General features: G+C 37.4%; 25 protein-coding genes. 18 read left to right on the top strand and 7 right to left on the bottom strand.

Annotated elements, in window-relative coordinates; translation table 11 throughout:
- Positions 1–260: 260 nt before the first annotated feature.
- The gene (locus tag AC07YC_RS06065) at positions 261–716 is read left to right on the top strand and encodes a GNAT family N-acetyltransferase (protein ID WP_336635894.1); all 456 of its coding nucleotides are present in this window, start codon (positions 261–263) and stop codon (positions 714–716) included.
- 354 nt (positions 717–1,070) lie between these two features.
- Here AC07YC_RS06065 and AC07YC_RS06060 read toward each other — a convergent pair whose 3' ends face one another.
- On the bottom strand, positions 1,071–1,727 hold the full coding sequence (locus AC07YC_RS06060; RefSeq protein WP_494918731.1) for a hypothetical protein: 657 nt from the start codon (positions 1,725–1,727) through the stop codon (positions 1,071–1,073).
- 346 nt (positions 1,728–2,073) lie between these two features.
- On the opposite strand from AC07YC_RS06060, the gene AC07YC_RS06055 reads away from it, so the two are divergent.
- A complete protein-coding gene (locus AC07YC_RS06055) occupies positions 2,074–3,024 on the top strand; it encodes a DUF2268 domain-containing putative Zn-dependent protease (protein ID WP_494918730.1) in 951 nt (316 codons plus the stop codon).
- A 377-nt stretch (positions 3,025–3,401) separates the two neighbouring features.
- Here AC07YC_RS06055 and AC07YC_RS06050 read toward each other — a convergent pair whose 3' ends face one another.
- Positions 3,402–3,722: a YflT domain-containing protein gene (locus AC07YC_RS06050; protein WP_053581955.1), complete on the bottom strand. Its 321-nt coding sequence runs from the start codon at positions 3,720–3,722 to the stop codon at positions 3,402–3,404.
- Positions 3,723–4,106: 384 nt separating this feature from the next.
- Between AC07YC_RS06050 and AC07YC_RS06045 the strand changes: the two genes are divergently transcribed.
- From AC07YC_RS06045 to AC07YC_RS06030, 4 genes are all read left to right on the top strand, one after another.
- The gene (locus AC07YC_RS06045) at positions 4,107–4,640 is read left to right on the top strand and encodes a helicase (protein WP_494918729.1); all 534 of its coding nucleotides are present in this window, start codon (positions 4,107–4,109) and stop codon (positions 4,638–4,640) included.
- A complete protein-coding gene (locus AC07YC_RS06040) occupies positions 4,603–5,172 on the top strand; it encodes a GNAT family N-acetyltransferase (protein ID WP_494918727.1) in 570 nt (189 codons plus the stop codon). Before AC07YC_RS06045 ends, AC07YC_RS06040 begins: the two co-directional genes overlap by 38 nt.
- A gap of 260 nt (positions 5,173–5,432) precedes the next feature.
- Positions 5,433–6,374 (top strand): oxygen-dependent tRNA uridine(34) hydroxylase TrhO, encoded by a 942-nt coding sequence (gene trhO, locus AC07YC_RS06035; RefSeq protein WP_494918726.1) that lies wholly within the window; start codon positions 5,433–5,435, stop codon positions 6,372–6,374.
- Positions 6,375–6,658: 284 nt separating this feature from the next.
- A complete protein-coding gene (locus AC07YC_RS06030) occupies positions 6,659–7,552 on the top strand; it encodes an SDR family oxidoreductase (protein ID WP_494918725.1) in 894 nt (297 codons plus the stop codon).
- Between the two features lie 220 nt (positions 7,553–7,772).
- On the opposite strand, the gene AC07YC_RS06025 is transcribed toward AC07YC_RS06030, so the two are convergent.
- On the bottom strand, positions 7,773–8,402 hold the full coding sequence (locus AC07YC_RS06025) for a hypothetical protein (RefSeq protein WP_336635887.1): 630 nt from the start codon (positions 8,400–8,402) through the stop codon (positions 7,773–7,775).
- A 101-nt stretch (positions 8,403–8,503) separates the two neighbouring features.
- Between AC07YC_RS06025 and AC07YC_RS06020 the strand changes: the two genes are divergently transcribed.
- Entirely contained in the window at positions 8,504–8,734 is a 231-nt protein-coding gene (locus tag AC07YC_RS06020; protein ID WP_494918724.1) for a cupin domain-containing protein, read from the top strand.
- 111 nt (positions 8,735–8,845) lie between these two features.
- Here the strand turns inward: AC07YC_RS06020 and AC07YC_RS06015 are convergent, their stop codons facing one another.
- The gene (locus tag AC07YC_RS06015; RefSeq protein ID WP_494918722.1) at positions 8,846–9,241 is read right to left on the bottom strand and encodes a glucosamine 6-phosphate synthetase; all 396 of its coding nucleotides are present in this window, start codon (positions 9,239–9,241) and stop codon (positions 8,846–8,848) included.
- 190 nt (positions 9,242–9,431) lie between these two features.
- Between AC07YC_RS06015 and nagZ the strand changes: the two genes are divergently transcribed.
- The 5 genes from nagZ to AC07YC_RS05990 all read left to right on the top strand — a co-directional run bounded on the left by nagZ (position 9,432) and on the right by AC07YC_RS05990 (position 15,331).
- Positions 9,432–11,132: a beta-N-acetylhexosaminidase gene (gene nagZ / locus AC07YC_RS06010; RefSeq protein ID WP_494918721.1), complete on the top strand. Its 1,701-nt coding sequence runs from the start codon at positions 9,432–9,434 to the stop codon at positions 11,130–11,132.
- 66 nt (positions 11,133–11,198) lie between these two features.
- On the top strand, positions 11,199–12,635 hold the full coding sequence (locus AC07YC_RS06005) for an AcpB/EbpR/MafR family transcriptional regulator (protein ID WP_494918720.1): 1,437 nt from the start codon (positions 11,199–11,201) through the stop codon (positions 12,633–12,635).
- 201 nt (positions 12,636–12,836) lie between these two features.
- Positions 12,837–13,544, top strand: a complete 708-nt coding sequence (gene deoD / locus AC07YC_RS06000) for a purine-nucleoside phosphorylase (RefSeq protein WP_008175971.1) — start codon at positions 12,837–12,839, stop codon at positions 13,542–13,544.
- A gap of 206 nt (positions 13,545–13,750) precedes the next feature.
- The gene (locus AC07YC_RS05995; RefSeq protein WP_336635882.1) at positions 13,751–14,932 is read left to right on the top strand and encodes a NupC/NupG family nucleoside CNT transporter; all 1,182 of its coding nucleotides are present in this window, start codon (positions 13,751–13,753) and stop codon (positions 14,930–14,932) included.
- 213 nt (positions 14,933–15,145) lie between these two features.
- Positions 15,146–15,331, top strand: a complete 186-nt coding sequence (locus AC07YC_RS05990) for a hypothetical protein (RefSeq protein WP_494918719.1) — start codon at positions 15,146–15,148, stop codon at positions 15,329–15,331.
- A gap of 66 nt (positions 15,332–15,397) precedes the next feature.
- Here AC07YC_RS05990 and AC07YC_RS05985 read toward each other — a convergent pair whose 3' ends face one another.
- Complete coding sequence (locus AC07YC_RS05985) at positions 15,398–17,575, bottom strand: DNA topoisomerase III (protein WP_494918718.1); 2,178 nt, start codon at positions 17,573–17,575, stop codon at positions 15,398–15,400.
- Between the two features lie 285 nt (positions 17,576–17,860).
- Here AC07YC_RS05985 and AC07YC_RS05980 point away from each other — a divergent pair, with 285 nt between their 5' ends.
- Complete coding sequence (locus tag AC07YC_RS05980; protein ID WP_036125318.1) at positions 17,861–18,340, top strand: RNA polymerase sigma factor; 480 nt, start codon at positions 17,861–17,863, stop codon at positions 18,338–18,340.
- A gap of 17 nt (positions 18,341–18,357) precedes the next feature.
- Positions 18,358–18,858: a hypothetical protein gene (locus AC07YC_RS05975; protein ID WP_494918717.1), complete on the top strand. Its 501-nt coding sequence runs from the start codon at positions 18,358–18,360 to the stop codon at positions 18,856–18,858.
- A 69-nt stretch (positions 18,859–18,927) separates the two neighbouring features.
- Here the strand turns inward: AC07YC_RS05975 and AC07YC_RS05970 are convergent, their stop codons facing one another.
- Positions 18,928–19,668: an SDR family oxidoreductase gene (locus AC07YC_RS05970; protein WP_336635877.1), complete on the bottom strand. Its 741-nt coding sequence runs from the start codon at positions 19,666–19,668 to the stop codon at positions 18,928–18,930.
- A gap of 131 nt (positions 19,669–19,799) precedes the next feature.
- Here AC07YC_RS05970 and AC07YC_RS05965 point away from each other — a divergent pair, with 131 nt between their 5' ends.
- Complete coding sequence (locus AC07YC_RS05965) at positions 19,800–20,345, top strand: TetR/AcrR family transcriptional regulator (protein ID WP_336635876.1); 546 nt, start codon at positions 19,800–19,802, stop codon at positions 20,343–20,345.
- Between the two features lie 64 nt (positions 20,346–20,409).
- Here the strand turns inward: AC07YC_RS05965 and AC07YC_RS05960 are convergent, their stop codons facing one another.
- Entirely contained in the window at positions 20,410–21,024 is a 615-nt protein-coding gene (locus AC07YC_RS05960; RefSeq protein WP_008175985.1) for a TetR/AcrR family transcriptional regulator, read from the bottom strand.
- Positions 21,025–21,404: 380 nt separating this feature from the next.
- Between AC07YC_RS05960 and AC07YC_RS05955 the strand changes: the two genes are divergently transcribed.
- The 3 genes from AC07YC_RS05955 to AC07YC_RS05945 all read left to right on the top strand — a co-directional run bounded on the left by AC07YC_RS05955 (position 21,405) and on the right by AC07YC_RS05945 (position 24,327).
- A complete protein-coding gene (locus tag AC07YC_RS05955) occupies positions 21,405–22,157 on the top strand; it encodes an SDR family NAD(P)-dependent oxidoreductase (protein ID WP_025115647.1) in 753 nt (250 codons plus the stop codon).
- 524 nt (positions 22,158–22,681) lie between these two features.
- A complete protein-coding gene (locus tag AC07YC_RS05950; protein ID WP_036125329.1) occupies positions 22,682–24,040 on the top strand; it encodes an aspartate kinase in 1,359 nt (452 codons plus the stop codon).
- Positions 24,041–24,144: 104 nt separating this feature from the next.
- On the top strand, positions 24,145–24,327 hold the full coding sequence (locus AC07YC_RS05945) for a hypothetical protein (RefSeq protein ID WP_025115645.1): 183 nt from the start codon (positions 24,145–24,147) through the stop codon (positions 24,325–24,327).
- Positions 24,328–24,465: the final 138 nt, after the last annotated feature.

Genomic DNA, 24,465 nt, shown 5'->3' with positions numbered 1-24,465 from the left:
TTCTTCAACAATCAGGCGCGATTCTGTAACAAGAATCAGCGCTCGTTTTCATTAAAAGGCCATATTGTTGAAAAGAAAGAATATGGTATAATTACAATGTCTAAAGATTTCCATATTATCGTTTTTTTAGACATTATTTTGTTAAGGAGGCGTTCATTATGACAAACAAAAAAACTTTTTTACTGAAGAACTTAAAGGGGATAATGCCTAACTAACAAAGTTTACTTAGCGTATCCCCGAAATTTGAAAGGGGAATATTTATGCTTACAAGTAATGTGAAAATCGAAGAATTGAACGAAGAGAACTGGTATGAATGCTGTGAATTGAAACTATCCGAGAAACAAACAGAGTATTTGGAGTCAAACGCCAGGTCAATTGCCCAATCGAAGTTTGAACCTTCATTAAAACCTTTTGCAATTTACTATGAAGATAAAGTAGTGGGTTTCCTTATGTTTAACACTGAAAAAGAGGAACTTGATGGATATTGGGTATTTAGGATAATGATTGATGAGAATTTTCAAGGTAAAGGTATAGGGAAAGCTGCGACAAAGTTAATGATTTCAGAGATGAGTAAGTTGCCAGATGCAGAAAAGATTGTTGTTGGTTATCATCCGGAAAATCGGGAAGCACATCACCTATATGCCAGTTTAGGATTTATTGATAATGGTGATCGATTTGGAAAGGAAATGGCTGTTATCAAATATATAAGCAAGTAAAATAAAAATAAGGGAGAGCCTGTTTTGGGTTCTCCCTTTCAAAATTAGTAAATAGACTACTCAACAATCGGGCGCGATTCTGTAACAAGAATCAGCGCTCGTTATCATTAAAAGGCCATATTGTGGAGCAATACCACCCAAGAAATAGTCTTATGGACCGACCTAGATAATTGTGTTTAAAGGACAGTCTAGCTTACATACTAAGCTAACCAACGTTTGATAAAATGCATTACCCAGTAACTTCTTAGAAGAAACTTAGGTAATGCATTTTGTGAGTATGTCTATTTAGTAAACAATCGTATGTGGTTGTTCATATCTTTTTCTGAAAAGGACTGTTGTAAAATAGTATTTACCTCACTTCAAACCGGGGTTAGCTTTTTTTAACTGTAACAAGAAATCTTCTTTCGTGTTAGTACTTTGTACATCTTTCATATAAAACAAAATGGAGCTGCTATCACCAGGTTCCCGCATGTCTTCGACGACCACATAGGTAATGGGAGCGCCACTTTGTTTTATTAAATTTTGCAATTCAAAGAAACGGTCCAATTCATTTTTTTCAAAGGTAGCCATTTCAATTGGAGTAGCAGTATATAAATAAAGAGCATGCTTTTCCGTTTCATCCGAAAAGCGTATGCTGATCTCCTTATTAGTATAGTCTGGACCTTGAAACCCGAGGTCTTCAATTGCTGGAATCACTTTATCCAATTTGTGCAATGCTTTATCCGCTTCCAAGGCACTTGCATGATTATCTGTTATCGTATCTGAATAAGGATCTAGTATGATTTTGAATTCTAAATGTTGATGATTTTTTGGAAAGACAACGTATTCATAATCAGAACCAATCCCTGTTCTATATAATTGTTTAATCTCTACATCATAGCCATATGTATCTTCTGCATACTTTTTAATTTTCCGTTTTTCAGAATAGTCACTAAAATATAACGCGATACTTGCGATCAATAATACCAAAACCCCAAGTATAGTTAAAAGAACTTTTATAAAGGTATTCATTCTTTCACTCCGTGCTTTAAGCATATTTATTGTAGTTTAACAATATATTTTTGATTTTATCAAAAAATCTTGGTAGTAAGAATGAGTCTTTAAGCCTAATGAATTATTTGTTAGGGTTGATTCATTTTCTGGTTCCGTGCTATATCAAGAGAGGTGAATGGGTTGGGTTGATTAAAAGAAAAAAATAGGATTTACTATTAATCTTGATGTGAGCTTATGAAGAGTGTACCTAAGTTAACTAGGCAGGTTAGTTCAATAAAAAATTTCAGAGAAATAGATGAATTAATACTAAATTACGGTAAAATAACTAGTTGAATAGTTTGTTTTTTACATAGGAGGATTTTATTTGAAAAATTATCAAAAAACGATTATCATATTTCTTCTAATAATTACGTTGCTAACACTTACTTCTTGTACACAAGCTGAAGAATCGAAAGCAAAGCAAGATATTGAAAGTATCGTTTTATCATTCGAACACCCACAAACAGGTCAAAAATTTAAAATAGTCAATGCCTATAAACTTTATCAAAACTTTGCAGATAAAGTTGAAATTAATCCAGAACAATCACAATTGGAAATTTATAATGAAGAGGTAATTAAACCAATATATAGTGTTTGTTTTGAGAATGGTGAATATCCTAATATGGCAGATGAAGTTCTAAATGTAGCTCCCGACCTTTTAACAGAAAATCAACTATTAAGTGAAAAAATTGATAGGGAAGAAACTGAAAATATTATTAAAGAAGCTCTTTTAAAATCTTCTGACCTTCTTCCATCTGGAAAGGAAACAACTGCATGTGTTTTTCCTGCTACAAATACAAATATACTTATGACTACAGTGGGGGCAGGAAAAATAATAGTACTTTACAACAAATATTATAACGAAGATGTTTTAAGGTCTAGCATGGCTCACGAATATCATCATAGTGTTTGGACAGAGAAGTACTTACGTAATTCTCCACCTTTTACTGTTTTGGATAGCCTAATATTTGAAGGAAAGGCGTTTATGTTTGAAAAGTCAGTTTATCCTGATATTTATATTTATCCAATTTATTCAACATTCAACAAATATTATTGGTCAAAAATTGTATTAGATCTCGAAAAGCATAATCTTAATCGGTCTTCCGAAATTATTCTGGGAGGTAATGGCCTTCCTAATCGTTATGGTTACAGTGAGGGCTATAAAATGGTAAAATCCTATCTTGATTTGCACCCAAATGTAACCCTAGAGGAATGGACTGCGCTAGGTGCAAAAGAAATTTTTGAAAAAGGAAACTATCTTGAAAACTATAAATAACAAATCAAAGCATGAATTGACATATATTCTAGGGGTAAATATATGTTATTGATTAGTTAAAAATCATTGAGTTGCGTACGCAGCTTTTTTTTTCTTATAGAACTAACAGGGTACAGGTTGCTTTAGTTTAATAACGATTTTCAACAATGGGGCGCATTAATTTATGACCGCGTTTTTTCCTTTTAAAGGGTCATTTTGTTGAAGAAGACTCTTTAATGAAGAAGATGAAAATTTCCTCGAGCAAATCATTGACAATAAAGATGGATGGTTTTTTGACTGACTTGGTTGAAAGGCTATCTGGAATACAGAGTTCACGGAATACGAGGAGGACTTGTAAAATGAAAAACAAACCCGGGATGGGATTCCCGGGTTTGTTTTTACTTATTGGCAACTATGACCAATTTACCTGTATCCAGTTCTTTTTCGAATTGAGCAGCTTCCGATTCACTTAATCCGACAGAAGCTAACTCATTGCGGAGTTCATCTCCACGGGAATTCACCAGATTCTTCATAGAAGTCAGGAACCCTTGCTCGCCAATGCCAGCTTCTTCTGTCCCGAGTGCTTCGTTAATATCATCTTCACGTTCTTCATAGTGCGCAAAGATGTAAATGTTGTCTCGAAGATATCCTTGCGCTTCTAATTTCTCCACTTCTTGTTTCGCCTGTACTACGTTTTCTACTGTCAATTTGACTGTCATTATTTATCCCTCCTATATATGTTCACATTCAATCTATTCCACTAAATTGAATGAATTAAACATCTTTTTAGTTTTTAATTATGTAGAGTGGCATGAACAACTCGAAAACATTGTAAGTTGCTATTCAATAATTGGGCACTATTCTATTGAGGGATTGTACCTTACTCAAGAATAGGGCGCTTCTCTGCAACAAGAATTGCGCTTTTCTTCATGAAGGTCCATATTCTTGAAAAAATGAGGAGGTTGGATATGAATGAAACTGTGAACAAACCTTAGCTAACAGCAGCAGAAAAAGATTTGAACGTCAATGTAGCTTCCATCACTTTTCCATTATATGTATAATTGAGGTATATTAATTTTTAAAATGATGTTAGGAGGGAACAAATGGGAATTTATCCTGATTGCCCTGTTGTTGTTAAATCAATAGAGATTGGTGGCCTAACAAAATCGCAGCTTATGCAAAAGTTACGAGAACATTCAATCTCGATGAATCAATATGGTGAGCAATTATTATCTGATAATCAATTTATTACTTCTAAAACAAAGTACAGACTAAATACTGTTGAACTGGCTGTTAGGAATCTTGGTTTTCCTGATGGAGCTACTATGCCTCAGCTAATAAAACAAGCGAATAATCTTGGTTTGGAATTATGTCCACTTGAGGTTGGACCTTATTTAAGACTTGAATATTTAGACCAAGCTGAGGGCGATTTAGGGAATTCTCTACAACAACAGCAAGCTCCTTCTGGGTCCATCACAATAGCATCAGAGATAGTACGTGATGATGATGATTTTCCTAAAGGATTTTACCTTAGAAAAATAGCTGGCGTGCTATGGCTACGTGGTTATGTTGCTGACGACTTGCATAGTTGGAATCCTGATGATCAATTTATCTTTAGGAGAACAGAGAAAATGTAAAGAAGGGGAAATAAGAATGATTGAATTACGAAAAATAACCGGGGAAAACATAGAAGAAGTCATAGCACTTGAGGTTGAAGAAAAACAGAAGGACTTTTTAGAAACTACGAATCTCAAAAGCTTTGCGGATGCTCATATGTTGAACACAGACGGGATACCAGCGACTCCCGTTGCCATTTATGTCGATGAAGTTGTGGTTGGGTTTATGATGTATATTTATGATACGTTAGATCATGAATCATTTGAAAATAAAGATTTTTACGGAAAGAAGAGCTATTTTATATGGCATATGATGATTGACAAAAGGTATCAGGGGAAAGGATATGGCAAACTTGCCTTTGAAAAAATGTTGATGGATATTGAAAAGAGGCCATATGGGGAAGCAAAGTATGTAACGCTCTTTTATCATACAAGTAATGCCAAAGCAAAAACATTATATGCTTCCTTTGGTTTTGAAGATACAGGCATCATTCAGGATCATTCTATGTTGGCGATCAAGCATTTGGATAAGCAAATAACCTTAGCTTACTGAAAGTAATGAAGCGTCTCGACCCCTCACCAAAATTAATAGTTATACCCCAATCGGATGCTTTGAAATAAAAAAGCATCTTTCTTTATGAAAAAGGCTAGATTGTGCTTTATAAAAAAAGTTTCGCTGACCCATTAACAATATTTATAACTATTTCAGTCTAATTACCGATAGCATTTTAAGTGATTTTCCTTTATTGTTAATAGGTCGTATAGACACTATCAGGAATATCCTGCAAATATTGAAATGATAGGTGGAAAACAATGAATTATCAAGTTTTATTATATTACCATTACACAAAGATTGAAGATCCAGCTGTGTTTTCAGCAACGCACTTAGAAATGTGTAAAGAGATCGGTTTAAAAGGTCGTATTTTAGTAGCCAATGAAGGCATTAACGGTACTGTTTCAGGTACGATTGAGCAAACAGAGCAATACATGGCAAACATGCAAGCTGACCCATTATTTGAAGGCATTGTCTTCAAAATTGATGCAGTGGATGGTCATGCATTCAAAAAAATGCATGTACGTCCTCGACCTGAGTTAGTAAACTTAGGCTTAGAAGAAGACGTAAACCCGCATGAATTAACAGGTCGCTACCTGTCACCAGAACAATTCCTAGCAGAAATGCAGGATGAAAATACAGTCGTATTAGATGTGCGTAACACGTATGAATTCGATGTCGGCCATTTTCGTGGTGCGATTCGACCAGATGTGAAAAACTTCCGGGATACACCAGAATGGGTACGTGCAAACCGCGAGCTATTCGAAGGGAAAAATGTGTTAACATATTGCACGGGTGGCATTCGTTGTGAGAAGTTTTCAGGTTGGATGAAACGTGAAGGCTTTGGTGATGTAGGCCAATTACATGGTGGTGTTGCAACATACGGAAAAGACCCTGTTGCGAAAGGCCAATTATGGGACGGACAAATGTATGTATTTGATGAGCGCTTAACGGTGCCGATCAATCAAGTAGAGCATGTCATTATTGGTCGTGATCATTATGACGGAGAGCCTTGTGAACGTTACATTAACTGTGCAAACCCTGAATGTAACAAACAAATTATTGCATCTGAAGAAAATGAAGCCAAGCATCTAGGTGGCTGTACAATTGAATGTACAAAGCATGAGCGCAACCGCTACATCGTGCGTCATAATTTAACAGAAGAACAAGTAGCCCAAACGATTGAGGCTTTACAAGCATAAGCATGAACAACTTGTTAAACATACAAAACAATATTAAATATCTTTCCCTCTACTAACAATATAGAGGGACTTAAAACACTCTGTGTAAGTGTTCGAACTATCCATTTCAAAATGGGACTAGTTTGCTCGCTTGCATCGGGTGTTTTTTCTTTTGTAGGAAAAGAGTAAAGGACTGTAGCTGTTTAGAGTAAATGATCACAGGGTATTCAAAAAATGAAACCGCAATTAATTGGTGCAAGCTCACAAAGTGTTTTTAAAATAATTTATATAGGAGATGAATGATAATGGCAAACTCACATCTAACCGACCCACGTAAGAAATATCATACGGAAAAATTCCCAGATCAAGAACAGAACACTCCAGCGCTACAGAATGCAATGAGGCCCAAACCTGACTGTGGAGAAGAATCATATAAAGGATACAATCGTCTGGAAGGGCGCAATGCCTTGATTACCGGAGGCGATTCTGGCATTGGTCGTGCCGTTGCTATTGCCTACGCTCGCGAAGGAGCAAATGTGGCCATTCAATTCTTCCCAGGCGAAGAGGAAGATGCCAACGAAGTCAAAGCTTTGATTGAAAAGGAAGGAAGAAAAGCACTACTGCTACCGTATGATTTACGGGAAGATGGTACTGCGACAGAGATTGTTACAAAAACAGTGGAAGCCTTTGGTGGATTGGACCTGCTCGTATTAAATGCTGCGCAACAAATCGCACAACCATCTCTCAGTGACTTAACAATCAACCAAGTGCAAGACACTTTCAAAGTAAACATCATCAGCATGTTCGAGACCGTCAAAGCTGCTGAGGCACACATGGAGCCAGGAAGTGCAATTATTACCACTACATCAGTTCAATCTTTCGATCCGTCCGCATCTTTAATGGATTATGCCGCTACAAAAGGTGCGATAAGCAACTTTATGGTTTCCCTGTCCTCGTACTTCGCTTCTAAGGGTGTACGTGTCAATGGTGTCGCACCTGGTCCGATTTGGACACCGCTTCAGCTGGATAATGGGAAATTAGAAGGAGAAATACCTGAGTTTGGTCAAAATACTCCTCTCGGCCGTGCGGGACAGCCAGTAGAGCTTGCGCCCGTGTATGTCCTTCTGGCCTCGGATGAAGGAAGCTATATCACCGGTCAGATATATGGAGTGACAGGCGGCAAGCCAATAGATTTGTAAGCTTAAGTTTGTGATAAATAGACTCCCTCGGAATCAGTGATGTTCACTGACTTCTACTTTACTCGGGCACGGGATGCAAAATGAACTTTCTAAAGCTAATTAGAGTAATACCATGAATTTAAACTTCGTCTCTTCTATAAGACGGAGTTTTTATTTTTTTGGATGGAAAATTTAGTTATCATTGGAACTTAACTTATACTCACCCTTAGATCATTCTAGCTTATTCAAATTCACTAATGTCAGTTTTTATAAATGAGGGGAGTAACTTTTGAACATTTTCTAATGTTGAAAAGCGATTTTCGTTTGAAAAAATGTCTGTACCTATGAAGTCATGACTAAATAAAAAGGTAGTTGTGGGTTCGTTAAAATGAATACAAATAGTCTCTTCTTTCGTAGCATTCATCCCATCTGTGCGCTTAGCGTCCCAAATTTTACTCTCTATTGTAAAAGTATTTTTACGATTTGACCAAAAAGTGCTCATATTATCATTATGCTGCCAAATCATGATAGGAATGAGGCGTAATAGTTCTTGACGATTTAAGACGGTCATCATTAAATATGTGCTGTTTTTGGATTGATAAAATACTTCAAAATGTAGCTGCACATCATGTAATCTTTGTTTTAGCTCTTCTGTAACTTTTCGATCGCTTTGCTTGAATAAATAATATAGTGGAAATGGGGCTAAGCTTTCTGTAAATAAAGCAAGTTGCTCCTCTGTATAGTCTGGATAATACATCTCACCAATATGAATAGCGTATTGGATGCCCTCATTTATAAAAAAATGATAGCGCCCAGTTGAAGGTGCATTTTCATAATAGTTTTTTGGCAAAAAGCCAATTTCTAAATTCATTATCATCACATCCTTGAATAATAGTATAAATCGAATTCGGAAAAACCGCATTTCTCCATGTGTCATGATGAATTCTTTCATAAGCGAAGACAAAGTTTGGAGTGGCAAAGATTCCTCCAGGTGCTCGAATCCCAGAGCATGATTATGCGACACATGATGAGGATGAGTATTGTTATGTTGTAAGTGGGTCTATGATCGTAACTGTAGATCATGTAGAATATGTCATTACGGCTGGAGATGCCACCTATATAATAGCGAGGGAAGCTCATGTGACGACAAATAGAGCGGATGAGGTTTGTGAAGTAGTATGGGCATTAGTGAAGCCTGAATAATAAGGAGTATAACACTAGTGATTTGATAAAATCTGGATTATGTTTCCTGACGCAAAACCCGCGGACATATGATAAACACCCTCATAGTTGTAATGATGAGGGTGTGGCTAATTATTTGACCAATGCTAGTAAAAACTGGTCTCGATCCGTTTCTTTCTGCATCTTACTATCTACTAACATTGCACCTGATTGAACTTTTGTCCTATCATTGTCTACAAGGAATTGCATATTGACCTTTGCAACTTTATTATCAATGGAGCAATCTCCTTCGAACTCGACTACATCCTGTCTTTTTTGTGTTTCAAAGTAAACCCAATACGGATTTTCACAGGCCGCAGCGAAGCCATTTTCTAAAGTTTTTGTACTATTTTCATAAGAATAGTTTTTTACATATGTAATATATTCATTGTCTGTAATATCCTTTTGTGGACCATAGAAGTACCAAAACACCCCTAAAATACCGATGGGTACAATCCACAATATATTCCTTTTACTTAATTTCCCCATACCTTGCCTCCCCCTTTATGAGAATATTTTAACATCTTCCTCCGCATTTTTGCTAGCCTACGATAATATTTTCTAAAGTGAGAGTGTTTTCTGTTGATTTCACATATTTTGAATTCATACGTTAGATATGATAACGTTAGCTGGTAGAATGATATGCTACTACTAATGGTTGGATTGAGGAGGTTTTTTCATGCATAAAAGAAGACGTGGCTTTCTCGTATTTCTTGTGCTGATTTTAATGGGTTTGCTCTTTTTTATCGGTATGAAGATGAGACCAGCCACACAAACGACTAGAAATTCGGAGTCACCCCCAGTCCAAGAGCATAGCGATACTGCTACTGAGGGCGGCGATACCGGAAATCTTGACGTAGTCATTCAGGAAATTGTCAGCCTAGCGGGAAAAGGGAAAGTTCCTGATGTGCCATTTACCGCAGGGGAATCAGATAGCCGTGCGGTTCATCAGCAATGGGGGGACCCTCAGCAAGTAATGGAGACCACTAATGCACAGTACGAGGATTTTCTTCAACGAGAGATAACGATTGGCTTTCAACGTACAAAAGCTTTCGATATCCGTTCGTTTAAAGCAAATATAAGGACTATTCATTTAGCAGATATAAAAAATAAGTTGGGCGAGCCTGATGAGGTCCGCTATTACCAGGATACAAAGACCGATCAAATTATTTTGGTGTATCAAGTGAACGCCAACTATCAACTTAAGTGGATTTTGCCAAAGCCGACTGACAATGATGCCAATCCTGCTGTTCATCATATCTCTGTTTATACAGAAATAACGGATGAGATAGCAGAGACGATTAACCAGATGACATTGGATGAAAAGCTTGGTCAAATGATGTTTGCGGGTGTTTCAGGCACATCCCTTCAGCAAGAGACTAAAAGTTTGATTCGTGATTATAAGGTTGGAGGATTGATTCTTTATGCCAATAATCTTGAAACACCACAGCAAACGGTCTCACTGATGAATGATTTGATGACAGCGAATGGGACTAATCGACTGCCACTATTCTTGGGAACTGACCAAGAAGGGGGAAAGGTAGTCAGATTGCCAGGACCGTTAAAAAATTTCCCGACGAACCAAAAGATTGGGCAAATCAATCAACCGCAATTCTCCTATGAGGTTGGAAAATTGTTAGGGGAACAATTAAAGGCATTTGGCTTCAACCTAGACTTTGCCCCTGTCATGGATGTGAACAGCAATCCGAATAATCCGATTATTGGGGATCGCTCGTTTTCTAATAAGCCTGAAATCGTTAGTCAATTAGGAATTCAGACCATGCAAGGTTTAGAAAGTCAGCAGGTGATTCCAGTCATCAAGCATTTCCCTGGTCATGGGGATACATCAGTAGATTCTCACTTAGAGCTTCCTAAAGTGTCGAAAAGTCTAGACGATTTAAATAAGCTGGAACTTATTCCATTTAAAGCGGCCATTGATAAAGGTGTTGATGTGGTGATGGTCGGCCATATCTTATTACCTAAAATCGATCAACAATACCCTTCATCGATGTCGAAGGAGATTATTACGGGGCTATTAAGAAATCAGCTTGGCTTTGATGGGGTTGTCATGACCGACGATATGACGATGAAAGCCATTACGAATCATTTTAGTATCGGGCAAGCTGCTGTAGATTCTGTGAAGGCGGGAAATGATATTATTTTAATAGCCCATGAATTCGCCAATGTCACAGCCGCCATAGATGCATTGAAGGCAGCTGTAGAGAGCGGAGAAATCTCAGAGCAGCAAATTAATGACAGTGTCCGTCGAATCATACAGCTGAAAGAAAAATATCAGCTTGTCAATCAGCCAGTATCAGCAGTGGATCTGAACAAGCTCAATGCTCGTATGGACCAGTTATTAAATACGTATATGAAATAAGAGAGAAGGGGACATACATATCGATATGTATGTTCTTTTTTGTGAATGATAGAGAAGGGTGAAGGCATGGATAAGGAATTCAAATTAGCTAGCCAATTACTAACTTTACTAGATGCTGAGCAAAGATGGTTTACCTTAGCAGAGATTGAACAAAATCTACATATTTCTGATAAAACGATACGCAAGTTAGTGGAGGAGATTAGTACGCAATTGCCATCAGCGATGACCATTGACGTGTCTAGAGGAAAGGGCATTTTTCTACAACGTGATGGCCGCAGTACAACGGTTAGTGAAGCGATTGCCAGCATGTTCAGGCAAACGACCTTTTATCGACTTATGGATGTATTGTTTACAAATGAGGAGCAGTGCTCAATGGAGGAGCTTGCAGAAGCCATGTTTATGAGCGCCTCCTCTTTGAAGAAATTGATTATGCAATTAAATAATGATGATTTGAAGCCATATCAATTACGAATTTCATATTCGACGCCAGCAGTAAAAGGAAATGAATTGAATATCCGCTATTTTTATTGGAAATTTTATGGGGATGCTTACGAGTTTACGGGGTGGCCATTTACGAATAGTGACTTTGAGGAGATTCAACAATTAATCACCACTATAGAGAATGAAAAAAATATTGTCTATTTCATCAATTCCAAAAGGAAATTATCCTTTTTAGTAGCCATTGTTCTGGAACGAATAAAAAAAGAGAACTATGTAAAAATGATTGACGGTCATTACCTATGGGAGAAAGGTATTTTCTATGGGTCTGTAAAAAAACTTGCGAAGACACTGGAAGAAAGATTTTCAATTGAAATGCCAAATAATGAATTGTTTTTCCTGCAAGCTCTATTTAGTCTAAGCCAATATCATTATTATGAAGGGTCAGAGATGACACCACAGAAAGAAATCGAATTATACAAGAATAGAGAAGAAGATCAAATGGTCCAGCAGCTATTAGCTTTATTGTCCGAGACTTACCCGAATTTAGATAAGAATGAGCGGTTTATTTTGGAAGTATATGAGTTCCTTGACAAGCTTTTAATCGATAATGCTATTCCTGAATGGATGCTGATTTCAAAAAGTAATTTAACCGCGTATGTTCAACATGAGTGTCAGCCAATTTATCAAGATATGGAGACGTGTCTGCACAAGTGGCAATCAACCTATCCTACTGTTCGATATAATGATTATCATCTAACAAAATTAACATTACTTGTTCGTTCTGGCCTTAACTATAAAAGTAAAAGAGCTTTTTTGGTCATTGGAGAAGAGTTTTCAATCCGCCATTATATAGCGAATCTAATAAAAAATGAAATAGGGGATCAACTGATTATTAATACGTCCATTTTGAAGGGACTTACTGACGAAATGGTCCAGCAGCAACATATTGATTTTGTTATTAGTAATTTCCCTGTTGACCTAAAGACTGTGCCGGTTGTTATTATTTCAACGATTCCTTCCAAAAGAGATTTAGATAATATACGGAGAGAATTACTTCAGTAATTTGGTCAAATATTTTCCGTACGCAACGTAATAATATGGTCTAGTTGGTCATCGTAAAAAAATCTTATACTCATAGTAGTTTCTGGACGGATTCCTTTTAAGAGGAGTCGGTTAGGAAATGGCTATGGGTATTTTTTGATGGTAAATGAAAACGGTTACCTAATGGATTGTAGATAAATTTTATGATTTGGAGGAATAGAGATGAGTAGGCATTTAAGTGCAAAAAAGGGAGAAATAGCTGAAAGGGTATTACTTCCTGGTGATCCTTTACGTGCAAGGTTTGTAGCGGAGCATTTTTTAGAAAATGCATTTTGCTATAACGAAGTAAGAGGGATGTATGGCTACACGGGGATGTACAAAGGTGTGCCGATATCTGTTCAAGGGACAGGGATGGGCAATCCATCGATGAGTATTTATGGAACTGAACTGGTAAACGATTATGGTGTGAAGCAAATGATTCGTATCGGCACATGTGGTGCGATGCAAAAGGAAATTAATATCCGGGATATCATCCTCGCCCAAGCAGTATCCTCAGACAGTAATTTGACGGAGAAAATTTTCTTAGGCAATAATTATGCGCCTACAGCAGATTTTTCTTTATTAATGAAGGCATATCAGCAGGCACAAGGTAAAAAAGGAAATGTCTTTGTAGGCAATATATATAACTCGGATGAATTTTATCGTGAAACATTAGACAGGCTTCACAAGTTTATGGAATTCGGTGTGTTAGGGGTAGAAATGGAAAGCACAGCGCTCTATACGCTAGCGGCTAAATATGGGGTAAAGGCATTATCCATTTTGACGGTAGGTAGTCAATTACTAACAAATGAATGCTTAACACATGAGGAAAGTGAAAAGTCCTTTTATGAAATGGTGGACGTTGCTTTGACTACCATTATCGATGAATAGTGCCATGTAAATGGGAAGAACAGCAAGAAATGATGGTTGCCATTTTGTCTGGATAGCAGTGGAGGATATTGATGGTGGTAGCTCCATTGCTATGGCAGATTAAGCCAATATAATATAACGCCCGAAAACGTCTAGGCTGATCCAGTGGACAAGCAAGGGTTCGTTAAATGTTGATGGTACACATGGGAAGATACGGAGGGGAATAGATGCATTATTTAATTTCTATTGTAGGATTACTGTTAGTTCTATTTTTAGCATGGGTTGCGAGTAATAATAAGAAAAAGATTAAGTATCGTCCAATCATTGTGATGATAGTCATCCAGCTTATACTAGGATTTCTTCTGCTTAAAACAAGTATCGGAGAATTACTAATTAAAGGATTTGCGGATAGTTTTGCAAAATTACTAGAGTATGCAAACGAAGGGACTAATTTTGTATTCGGTGGGATAGCTAATGAAGGAGCGCATACTTTTTTCCTGTATGTGTTAATGCCAATTGTTTTTATGTCTGCAATAATCGGAATATTGCAACATTATAAAATCCTTCCGTTTATTATCAAGTATATTGGTCTAGTACTAAGTAAAATAAATGGAATGGGAAAACTAGAATCTTATAATGCGGTCGCTGCAGCTATAGTAGGACAAAATGAAGTATTCATTTCGGTGAAAAACCAAATTGGATTTTTACCGAAGCACCGTCTCTATACATTATGTGCTTCTGCGATGTCAACTGTATCGATGTCAATTGTTGGCTCCTATATGACGATGCTAGAGCCCAAGTATGTAGTAGCCGCCTTACTATTAAACTTATTCGGAGGTTTTATTGTGGCCTCTATCATTAACCCGTATGAAGTGAAGGCGGAGGAAGATATAATTGAAGTGCAAGAAGGCGAAAAGCAAACATTTTTTGAAATGCTAGGCGAATACATTATGGATGGTTTTAAAGTAGCCATTATAGTTGGCGTTATGTTAGTAGGCTTTGTTGGGTTAATTGCCCTTATTAATGGTCTGTTTAATGGCATATTCGGCATCTCGTTCCAAGGTATCCTAGGGTATGTTTTCGCGCCAATTGCCTTTCTTATGGGTGTACCTTGGCATGAAGCAGTTAATGCGGGTAGTATTATGGCGACAAAGCTTGTGGCCAATGAATTTGTTGCTATGCTGGACTTCGTTAAAATCCAAGATAGCTTTAGTGAACGTACGGCAGCCATTGTATCTGTATTCCTTATATCCTTTGCAAACTTTGGTTCCATTGGGACTATCGTAGGTGCCGTAAAAGGGCTACATGAAAAGCAAGGCAATGTGGTTGCGCGCTTTGGATTAAAATTACTCTATGGCGCTTCATTAGTCAGTGTTTTATCGGCAATCATTATCGGTATTGTATTTTGATTGCCAAACTATAAAAATAATGAAGGCTTTAAGACGAGACGCACCTTGATAGTTTAGCTATTAAGGTGTTTTTATGTTGGCCGTGTACGATTGAACATAGAAGTGTTTAATACTTAATGAATATGTAAGGAATGAGTAAGAAAAAAGTGATGTTTGACAGCTACAATGAAAAAAGATTGAAAGATTGATGAGAAGATAAGGAGGCTATAGGAAATGGGCATGATGATAGGGATTATGACTGGTGCAATAATAGGGGTTGTTTTATTATTGATCAGCTTCATATTATTTTGGATAGGGAAGAGAAAGCAAGAAGAAAACCGATATGCAATATGGGTGATGGTTGCAGGTTTATTAGCATTATTCACTTCTGGGAGCAATGCTTTAAATTATTTCTTATGAGGGAGTGGGACAAAAAGGGCGGTATCTATGTATCGCCCTTTGATGTGTACCACTTAAAATGCTCTATTATTGAGGGAATTTAAAATGTACCTTCTGTTCTTTTTCATCCCAAATAAGATGTGCATTGAAGGTTTTTTGTCCCTTTTTAAACCCTTTGATCATGTCTGTTTCACCAGTGGCAAGTAGCTTTCTTACATTTGTCTGTGAAATGGTTTTACTGAGAATTTTCTTTGAAACTGAAAATTTACAGTTGGCAGTTTTATAGTTGGAACAGCCGTAAAAAGTACCATGATCTATGATAGAGCCATCGCAAAGAATACACTTTCCGACAACGGTTTTTTCTTTTTTATATTTCTTTTGATAAGGATTATTGGCACTGATTTTGTCGACTTCCTTTTGATCGAATGCCCATACTTTTTCACGTTCATGCGCATCTGTAATCAATTTATAGGTGAGCTTTTTTACTTGCTCCATAAAGGCTTGAGGAGAAGCATGTCCTTCACCAATTTCAGATAGTCGCTGCTCCCATTTTGCAGTCATCGAGGGTGATGTCAGTAGGCTGTTTTCTCCTAGTGCTTCAATTAATAACATACCTTTAGATGTAGCAAATACTTGGTTTTTCTTTATTTCAATATAGTTTCTATCTTTGAGTGTACCTATAATGCCGGCTCGTGTTGCTTCAGTTCCTAGTCCTTCCGTTTTAGATAAAACCTTTTCTAGCTCAGCATCATCTAGATGTTTACCGGCTGTTTTCATTAATGTAATTAAATGACCTTCTGTATATCTATTAGGTGGCTGTGTTGCCCCTTTTTTAACGGTAGCTTGAGCCACAGTCCCGAGCTCATTTTCATGAAGAAGTGGAAGCATTTCTTCTTCTTCTTGAGATCCATTTTCTTTAGATAGATAAATGACTTTACGCCAACCCTCCTCGATTTGCTCCTTCCCCTTCGAAATGAACTCAGCTCGTTTATCGACAAGCGAATGAATCGTTGTGTACGCAAAAATGGCATGGTTATAATGTGCTGCAATGACCTGTCTCGCTACTAAATCGTAAATCTTCTCTTCTTCCATGCTTAGCTTAGCAGGATTAGGTATTTGATCTGTTACAATGATCGCATGGTGATCCGTAACCTTCTTCTCGTTAACATATCTTTTGTTATGCATAATTGAGTTTGTTGGGGGAGGAAGAAGGTTTTTATATTTATCTATTTTGCTCAAATTGTTTAATATAGTTGGTAGTGTTTTGGCTTCCTCACTTGTTAAAAATTGCGAATCTGACCTTGGGTATGAAACTAAACCTTTTACATAAAGCTTTTGTAAAATATCAAGAGTTTTTTGTGGCGAATACTTATAAGACTTATTTGCTGTAGCCTGTAACGCGGACAAATTAAATAACAGAGGCGGTGCGTATTCCTTCGTCTCTTTATTTATTTTCGTTATTTCTACATTTTTATGTAGACAGAAATTAGCAATGGCTATCGCTTGTTTTTCCTCCGATACTCTTGACATATTATTTTTATGCCATTTTGCTTTTAGCATTTTACCCGCGAAATGAAAGACTGCTTCGACTTCCCAAAAAGGTTCTGATTTAAAATTCGCGATTTCATGTTCCCTATGAACTATTAACGCAAGGGTTGGGGTCTGAACTCTGCCAATGGAAAAGACATCCTTGACACCGTTTTTCTTAAGTAGGACCGTATATAATCTCGACGTATTCATGCCGATTAACCAATCTGCACAGGAACGACTTAATGCTTCGAAATAAATATCCTTCGTTTTCGCTTCGGGTAGTAAATTGGAGAAGCCATTTTTGACCGAGTTTTCAGTTAAGGACGATATCCATAAACGTTTCATCGGTTTGTTTACACCACATACCCTTAAAATGGTACGAATAATTAATTCTCCTTCACGCCCTGCGTCTCCACCGATTATAATTTCTTGAATGTCTGGTCTTTTAACTAGATTTTTGATGATAGTAAATTGTTTATACTTAGATTTAGAAACTTTATATTCAAATCGATCGGGAATAATGGGTAATGTTTCCAACTTCCACTTTTTCCATGTTGGATCGTATTCTTCTGGTGTTTTTAATTCACATAAATGCCCAATTGCCCAAGTTATAATGGCTCCATTGGGAAAATATGAGTTGGCTTTGACTTCAAAATATCCTGCCTTTTTAGTAAAAGAAAAGGGAGAAGCTAACTTGGCAGCCTGATCTGGTTTTTCTGCAATTACTATTTTCATCTATCATTCTCCTGTAACTAAACATTCCAACTCTTGTCATATCATTATAAATTAATATTCAGTATAACGGTTATACCAAACATTTTGTCGATCTATTAGAAATTTATTTTGAAGCCCATCTTGAAATAGTGGTCTGTTATGAAAATAGAAGGAGAGGGGATTTATTTTCCCTTCTTTTTTCGTTTTGGACTGTCACCAATAATCCATGCCAGTAAAAAAATGACCTATTGCACGAATTTTAAAAGATGAATCGTATTAAGAAAAGAAGGAGGCTCGATAGGAAATATGAAAAAGTTTGCTGGCTTATGTGTTCAAGAAATTGTTCAAACATATAGTGACACCTTAATTCGTATTGCTGTGCATCAGACAAAAAATATGTCTGAGGCGGAGGATATTGTCCAAGAGGTTTATATGACTCTTATGAAACAGAGAAAGCCCTTCGATCATGAGGATCATTTAAAGGCTTGGCTCATCAAAGTAACTTTTAATAAATGTAAGGATTACTTTAAATCTGCTCGTATGAAGAAGACGGTACCCATTACCGAAGAAATGTCCTTTATCGCCAAAGAGGAGCAAATGGTGCTTACGGAAATTTTTGAGCTGAATCCAAAAGAGAGAGTCATTGTTTATTTACATTATTATGAAGGCTACACAACTGCAGAAATCGCCAATCTATTAGGAATGAACGTCAACACGATCGGCTCGAAGCTAAGACGGGCACGAATGAAATTGAAAATCATATTAGAAGAAGGGAGTACGGTCTGATGAATGCTTATAAAAACATGATGAAGCAGATTCATGCTTCCGAAGAATTTAAGATAAAGATGGAAAACGAGATGATGGAATTTCAACAAAAAGAAAAGAGGGTCTTTATGAAAAAAGTACGAATAAGTGTGGGAAGTTTAGTTGCCTGTGCAGTAATAGCGGTAGTCGCTTCTTTAGTCAATGTAAACAATGACACAACAATCGATTTAACAGATAGAATGGTGGTGGATCAATCAGCTCCTGCGGCAAGTGCAGTAGTCAATATCGAAGGAGTGATTACCGAAGTTGGAGAAGATGGACTGAGCTTTACGTTGGATAATGGCATGGAAGTAGTCGTTACCGATGAGACGAAATTGGGGATAGATGGTCCAACCGCACCTCCTAAGGAAGAACAATTTTTTGAGCCGACATTTAGAGTAGGCAATCTAATAGGCGGTTTCACGGAGGATAAGACAACTGAGCCAGTAACGGCGGCTGTCATTTATACGAACTGGAATTTTGAGAAACCTATCCGCTGAGGAACAGCGAAAATAGCCCCTTTAGATATCGATCTAGAGGGGTTTTAATCATTCAAGCTGCAACGAATATTAGGCTAGGCCACCATTAACGAAGAGTACTTGGCCGTTGATCCACCGTGCTGGGCCAGCTAAAAATGCAACGACTTCTGAAATATCATTAGGCTCACCTAGTCTTTCTAATGGCACGGCATTTGCTAAATGCTGAATTTGATGTTCATCTTTTCCATTTAAGAAAAGAGGGGTTGCAGTGGGGCCAGGAGCTACTGTATTAACAGTAATATCCCTACCTCTTAATTCACGAGCTAAAATCATGGAAATGGATTCAATTGCTGCCTTACTGGCAACATAAGCGCCATAGTTTGGAAACTGGCTACGAGTAACAGAGGTTGAAAAATTAATAATGGCGCCTCCTTTGCTAACTCGTTGTGCAGCTAATTGAGAGACAACAAAGGTACCTCGAATATTTGTCCGATGCATCCTATCTAAATCATTTAAATCTAATTCGGCTATTGGGCTAAGTAACATGATTCCAGCCGTATTAATGACAACATCTATACTTCCAAAGGCTTTTTCCACCAGCTCAAAGGCCATACTCATTTCAATTTCATTTGCTACATCGCCACCGACAGATATTGCCTGACCTCCACGCGCCACAATGGATGCCTCTAATTGTTTGGCATTTGTTTTACTTGAAGAATAGTGAATACCAATGGCATAGCCTTCCTCTGCTAATTTTTCTACGACTGAACGGCCGATCCCACCAGATCCACCTAATACTAAAGCAACGCGTTTATCCATCTCTTTTCCCATAAAACAAATCCTCCTAAGCATATGTTTGAGTTACAAAAATTAAATTTTGTAACTTTGTTGTTTTATAGTACACGTGTTATAGTTACATTGTCAACAAAATGTAACCACGAACATGGATTGGGGAGATGAACATGGCCATTCTTTCAGAAGAGAAGATTTTTTCAACAGCAGAGGCAATTATTCTAAGTAAGGGTATAAATAAAACAACATTATTAGATATTGCGAAGAGGCTTGGCGTAACTCACGCGGCACTATATAAACACTTTAAGAATAAAGAAGACTTGTTACAGAAGTTGGCTCTTAAATGGTTGGAAAATACTTCGCGACCCTTATTGGAATGGAGTCCTAAAGAACATGAGGATGCTGAAACGGCTTTACATGATTGGCTATGGTTTCTTAATCTGACAAAGAGAGATCTTTATAACAATCATCAGAAAATGTTTTTATTGTATACAAACTACATCGAAACCAATAGCAGTCTTGTTAGTAATCATTTAAATCATCTGGCTAAAAAGGTGGAGGAAATTAGCGGGTGGGAAAATCAAGGGATGGCCGTTATGACAGCATTTACGTACTTCCACAACCCTTATTTTGCTGAAAGATGGAGCAACAGTGACCATCAAGCATTATTTGAACAGGTATGGTCCGTTGTTTGTAAATCTCCATCCAATGCATAAGACATGTACAGGCAAAATAATACGTAGTGAACCAATAAAGCTGGCATATAGGAAATGCCAGCTTTTAAGATTGCTGAAAGGGGTTATCCAAGTAGGGTCCTTTAATGGTAATACGCATTAACTGAGTCGCCATAAATTTTGGCGTATAGGGCATATCATTTTCTAACCACCAGACGATTACCTCCAGAAAGGCAGCGGCATAAAAACGGATAGCCATCTCACGCGGTACGGTTAATTTTTGATCATCAGGCTCCATCAATTGAATGCCACTTGATACAAAATCGATAATTATCTTTTTTAAGCCTGCAGAAAAATAAGGGATATCTTTTTCTGTGAGGTAGACTTTGTAAAGCTTACTATTCAGCGCAATTTGTTCAAACAAATGCATAAATGTCTCATGAGGCTGATCATAATGAGGTAATAAATCAAAATCTCTCTTCTCTTCAAATGTTGGGTGAATACTTCCTACTAATTCATGTAAGATTTCCTCAGAGCTCTGGTACAGTAAATCTAATTTGTCACGGTAATGTAAATAGAAAGTGGCACGGTTCAAGGTTGCTCGTTGAGTAATATCTTGCACAGTAATCTTCTCATAGCCTTGCTCATCAATTAATTCCACAAGTGCATCTCTCAATAGCTGGCGTGTTCTTATAACGCGAGGGTCCATCTTTTTCGACATTTTTAAGCTCCTTGTATTAAATTTATCGTTTACACAACATAGTAGCCTTACATGTTGTCAATGCATCAATTCATGCTCTTATGTTGTTTGCCCTTTTTAAACAGACAGTTATAATTATATTAACGACACGGTGTCGATAATACAACTAGTTGTTAACGTGTTCACGAATTATTCATTTATCTGATTCAGCCATTTTATATCAAGCATACGGAAATGTCCCTTTTCAATGGGGGAGGATGCATGCTTGTGATGCTCTTTTTAAAGGGTGTTCAAACATCTGCTGAATCAAAATGAAGCCTTTAGCTTTTATCACGGATTCAAAATATCTGGTGGCATTTGCACGGAGGGAATGGATTAATAAAAGAAAGGGAGTTTTATAGATGGGACGTTTAAATGGGAAAGTAGCGATTATTACAGGAGCAGCGATGGGCATGGGCGCTTCAGAGGCAAAACTATTTGCACAAGAAGGGGCAAAGGTGATTGCAACAGATGTGCAAATCGAGCCATTGAATAACTTAGTGAAAGAAATTAAAGAAAATGGTGGAGATATTATTGGTCTTTCCCATAATGTAACGTCTGAGGACGAGTGGAAAGCCGTTATTGCAGAGGCAGTGAAGGCATATGGTAAAGTCGATGTACTAGTCAACAATGCAGGAATTTCATCACCCAAAACGATTGCCAACATGGAAATGGACGAATGGAATAAAGTAATGGACATTAACTTAAATGGCTGTATCATTGGTATGAAATATGTGATTCCAGAAATGCAAAAGGCTGGTGGCGGTTCTATTGTCAATATTTCTTCCATTGGTGGAATCGTGGGAATGGCTGGGACAAGTCCTTATACAGCAGCAAAAGGAGCACTTCGTGTGTTATCTAAATCGGCTGCGGTAGAGTATGGGAAAGATCATATTCGTGTAAATTCTGTTCACCCAGGCATTATCGTTACGCCTATGACAGCGCCAACGATGGAAGAAGGGGGCGCTTTACCTTTCTACAAAACCTATACACAGCTACCATACTTTGGTGCACCAGAGGACGTAGCCTATGGAGTAGTCTTCCTTGCCTCTGACGAATCACGCTTTATGACAGGCGCAGAATTAGTCATTGACGGCGGTTGGACGGCAATTTAAACGAAAATAGCTTGGAAAAACTAGGTTTCACTAATTACATGTGATCCTAGTTTTTTTTGTGTAGGAGAGATAGATAAAATTATCCCCGGTTCAAGCATACTCGTAATGAAGTTTTACATATGGCAAAAAAGTGATGCAGCTATTTTCTAGAAAAAAACCTGTCCAGCAGCATTCGTCCTCCTACTCAAAACCCTCCTTTCGCCTGCAAATTAGCACAAACACCGAGGATGTTTGTGCATATCATAGTGGGGAGTAAGCGTTTTCCTCTTTATATAGAAGAAAGTCAAAACGGAAAATTTCACGAATCTGTGAATATCACGAAAAAAAATTCATAAAAACCTTAACTATTTCATACGAAATCCGTATAATAAATCAAACAGTACGAAAATTGTCCATATTTCTCAGTAAATTGCGCGAATTTTTTAAATTGTATTGACGTAGGAATCGATAATTTGTACACTGTGTACAGTCAATTGTTTTTTGGAGGAATACAATTAATTTGAAAAAGTTAGGATTTGATAGATATGATCGTGTGTAAATTTGGTGGAACATCTGTAGCAAACGCAGAACAAATTCAAAAAGTAGCAAATATTGTGAAATCTAATCCGGCACGTAAAATCGTTGCCGTTTCAGCACCAGGTAAACGATCTGGTGACGATATAAAAGTAACCGATCTATTAATACAATTAGCAACTGCCGCGTTACAACATGAAGATACCGAAGACAAATTGCATATTGTAGTCGATCGTTTTCGAGCAATTGCAGATGGTTTAGGGTTAGATAATGCCATTTGTGACGTGATTGCGGAAGATTTACGGGAACGTGTACAAGGTGACAAAACAAACGTGGAATTATTCATTGATAGCATTAAAGCAGCAGGTGAGGATAATAACGCCAAGCTTATTGCCGCTTATTTTAATGCAATTGGAATGCCCGCACGCTATGTAAGTCCTAAGGATGGATTAGTGGTCAATGATTTGCCTGAACGAACATTTGCTTTACCCGAAGCGTATGCTAATTTAGCCCCTTTAAAACACACAAAAGAAATTATTGTGTTCCCAGGGTTCTTCGGTTACACTAAAGCGGGCGTATTGCGGACATTTGACCGCGGAGGCTCTGATATTACTGGCTCCATTTTAGCAGCAGCTGTTGAAGCGGAGTTATATGAAAACTTTACGGATGTGGATTGTGTGTTCTCTGCGAATCCGAAGGTCGTCAATGACCCAGTGGAAATTAAAGAAATTACGTATCGCGAAATGCGCGAATTATCATATGCAGGCTTTTCAGTGTTCCATGATGAAGCATTAATGCCTGTCTACAAGATTGGGGTGCCCGTTAACATAAAAAATACAAATAATCCATCAGCCCCAGGTACTCGTATCGTACCAAGTCGTCCTGCAACAGGTCGTCCCGTTACAGGTATCTCGGCAGACAGTGGTTTTTCAACTTTATATGTCTCTAAATATTTGATGAATCGTGAAGTAGGCTTTGGACGAAAGCTACTACAAATTTTAGAAGATGAAAATATTTCTTATGAACACACACCTTCTGGCTTAGACGATATTTCAGTCATTATGCGTTCGAATCAGATATCACCTGATAATGAAGAGCGTATTATTAGTCGAGTGAAAGAAGAGCTACATGCTGAGTATGTAGAAATGCGTCATGGTTTTTCGATGATCGTGATTGTTGGTGAAGGTATGCGCCATAACACAGGTTTAGCTGCGCGTGCTGCTACAGCGATTTCAAGAACTGGCGCAAACATTGAAATGATCAATCAAGGCTCTTCTGAAGTAAGTCTCGTTTTTGGAGTACTTCAGGAATTTGAAAACCGCATTTTACAGGCGTTATATGAAGAATTTTTTGCCCATGCGAAAGCTTAATGACACAATTATCACTAATCCAAGGGTTTCATACTTGGATTAGTGTTTTCTTTTTCCTAAGAATACGGTAAAATCGAGGGCGTACATAGTTAGGAGGGTTTTTCGTGAAGAATTTAACGATTGGTATGCTTTTTTCGGTTGTTGGGATACTTTTTGTCTGTTTAACGATTATGGATATTTTACCGTCATCGACAAAAACAATGAAAGTAGTTTACATAGCTATTGGTTGGGTCTTTATCATCATTGGCTCCGTAATCCGCTTTAAAAATCTTAAACAAAAGCAGTAACAACACGTCAAAATGGAATTGTGGCAATAGGCAAACTTATGATACAATTTCAAAGAAAATAAATAATTTGAGTATTATGAAGTTGTTATTCTGTACAAACGTTCAGAAGGTTCAAATTTTAATAAAGAATCGACAGTA

The organism is Lysinibacillus sp. GW247-5R2A (assembly GCF_059424475.1).
Note: the sequence above shows the minus strand (reverse complement) of the source record. Positions and strands in the feature narration are given on the sequence as shown.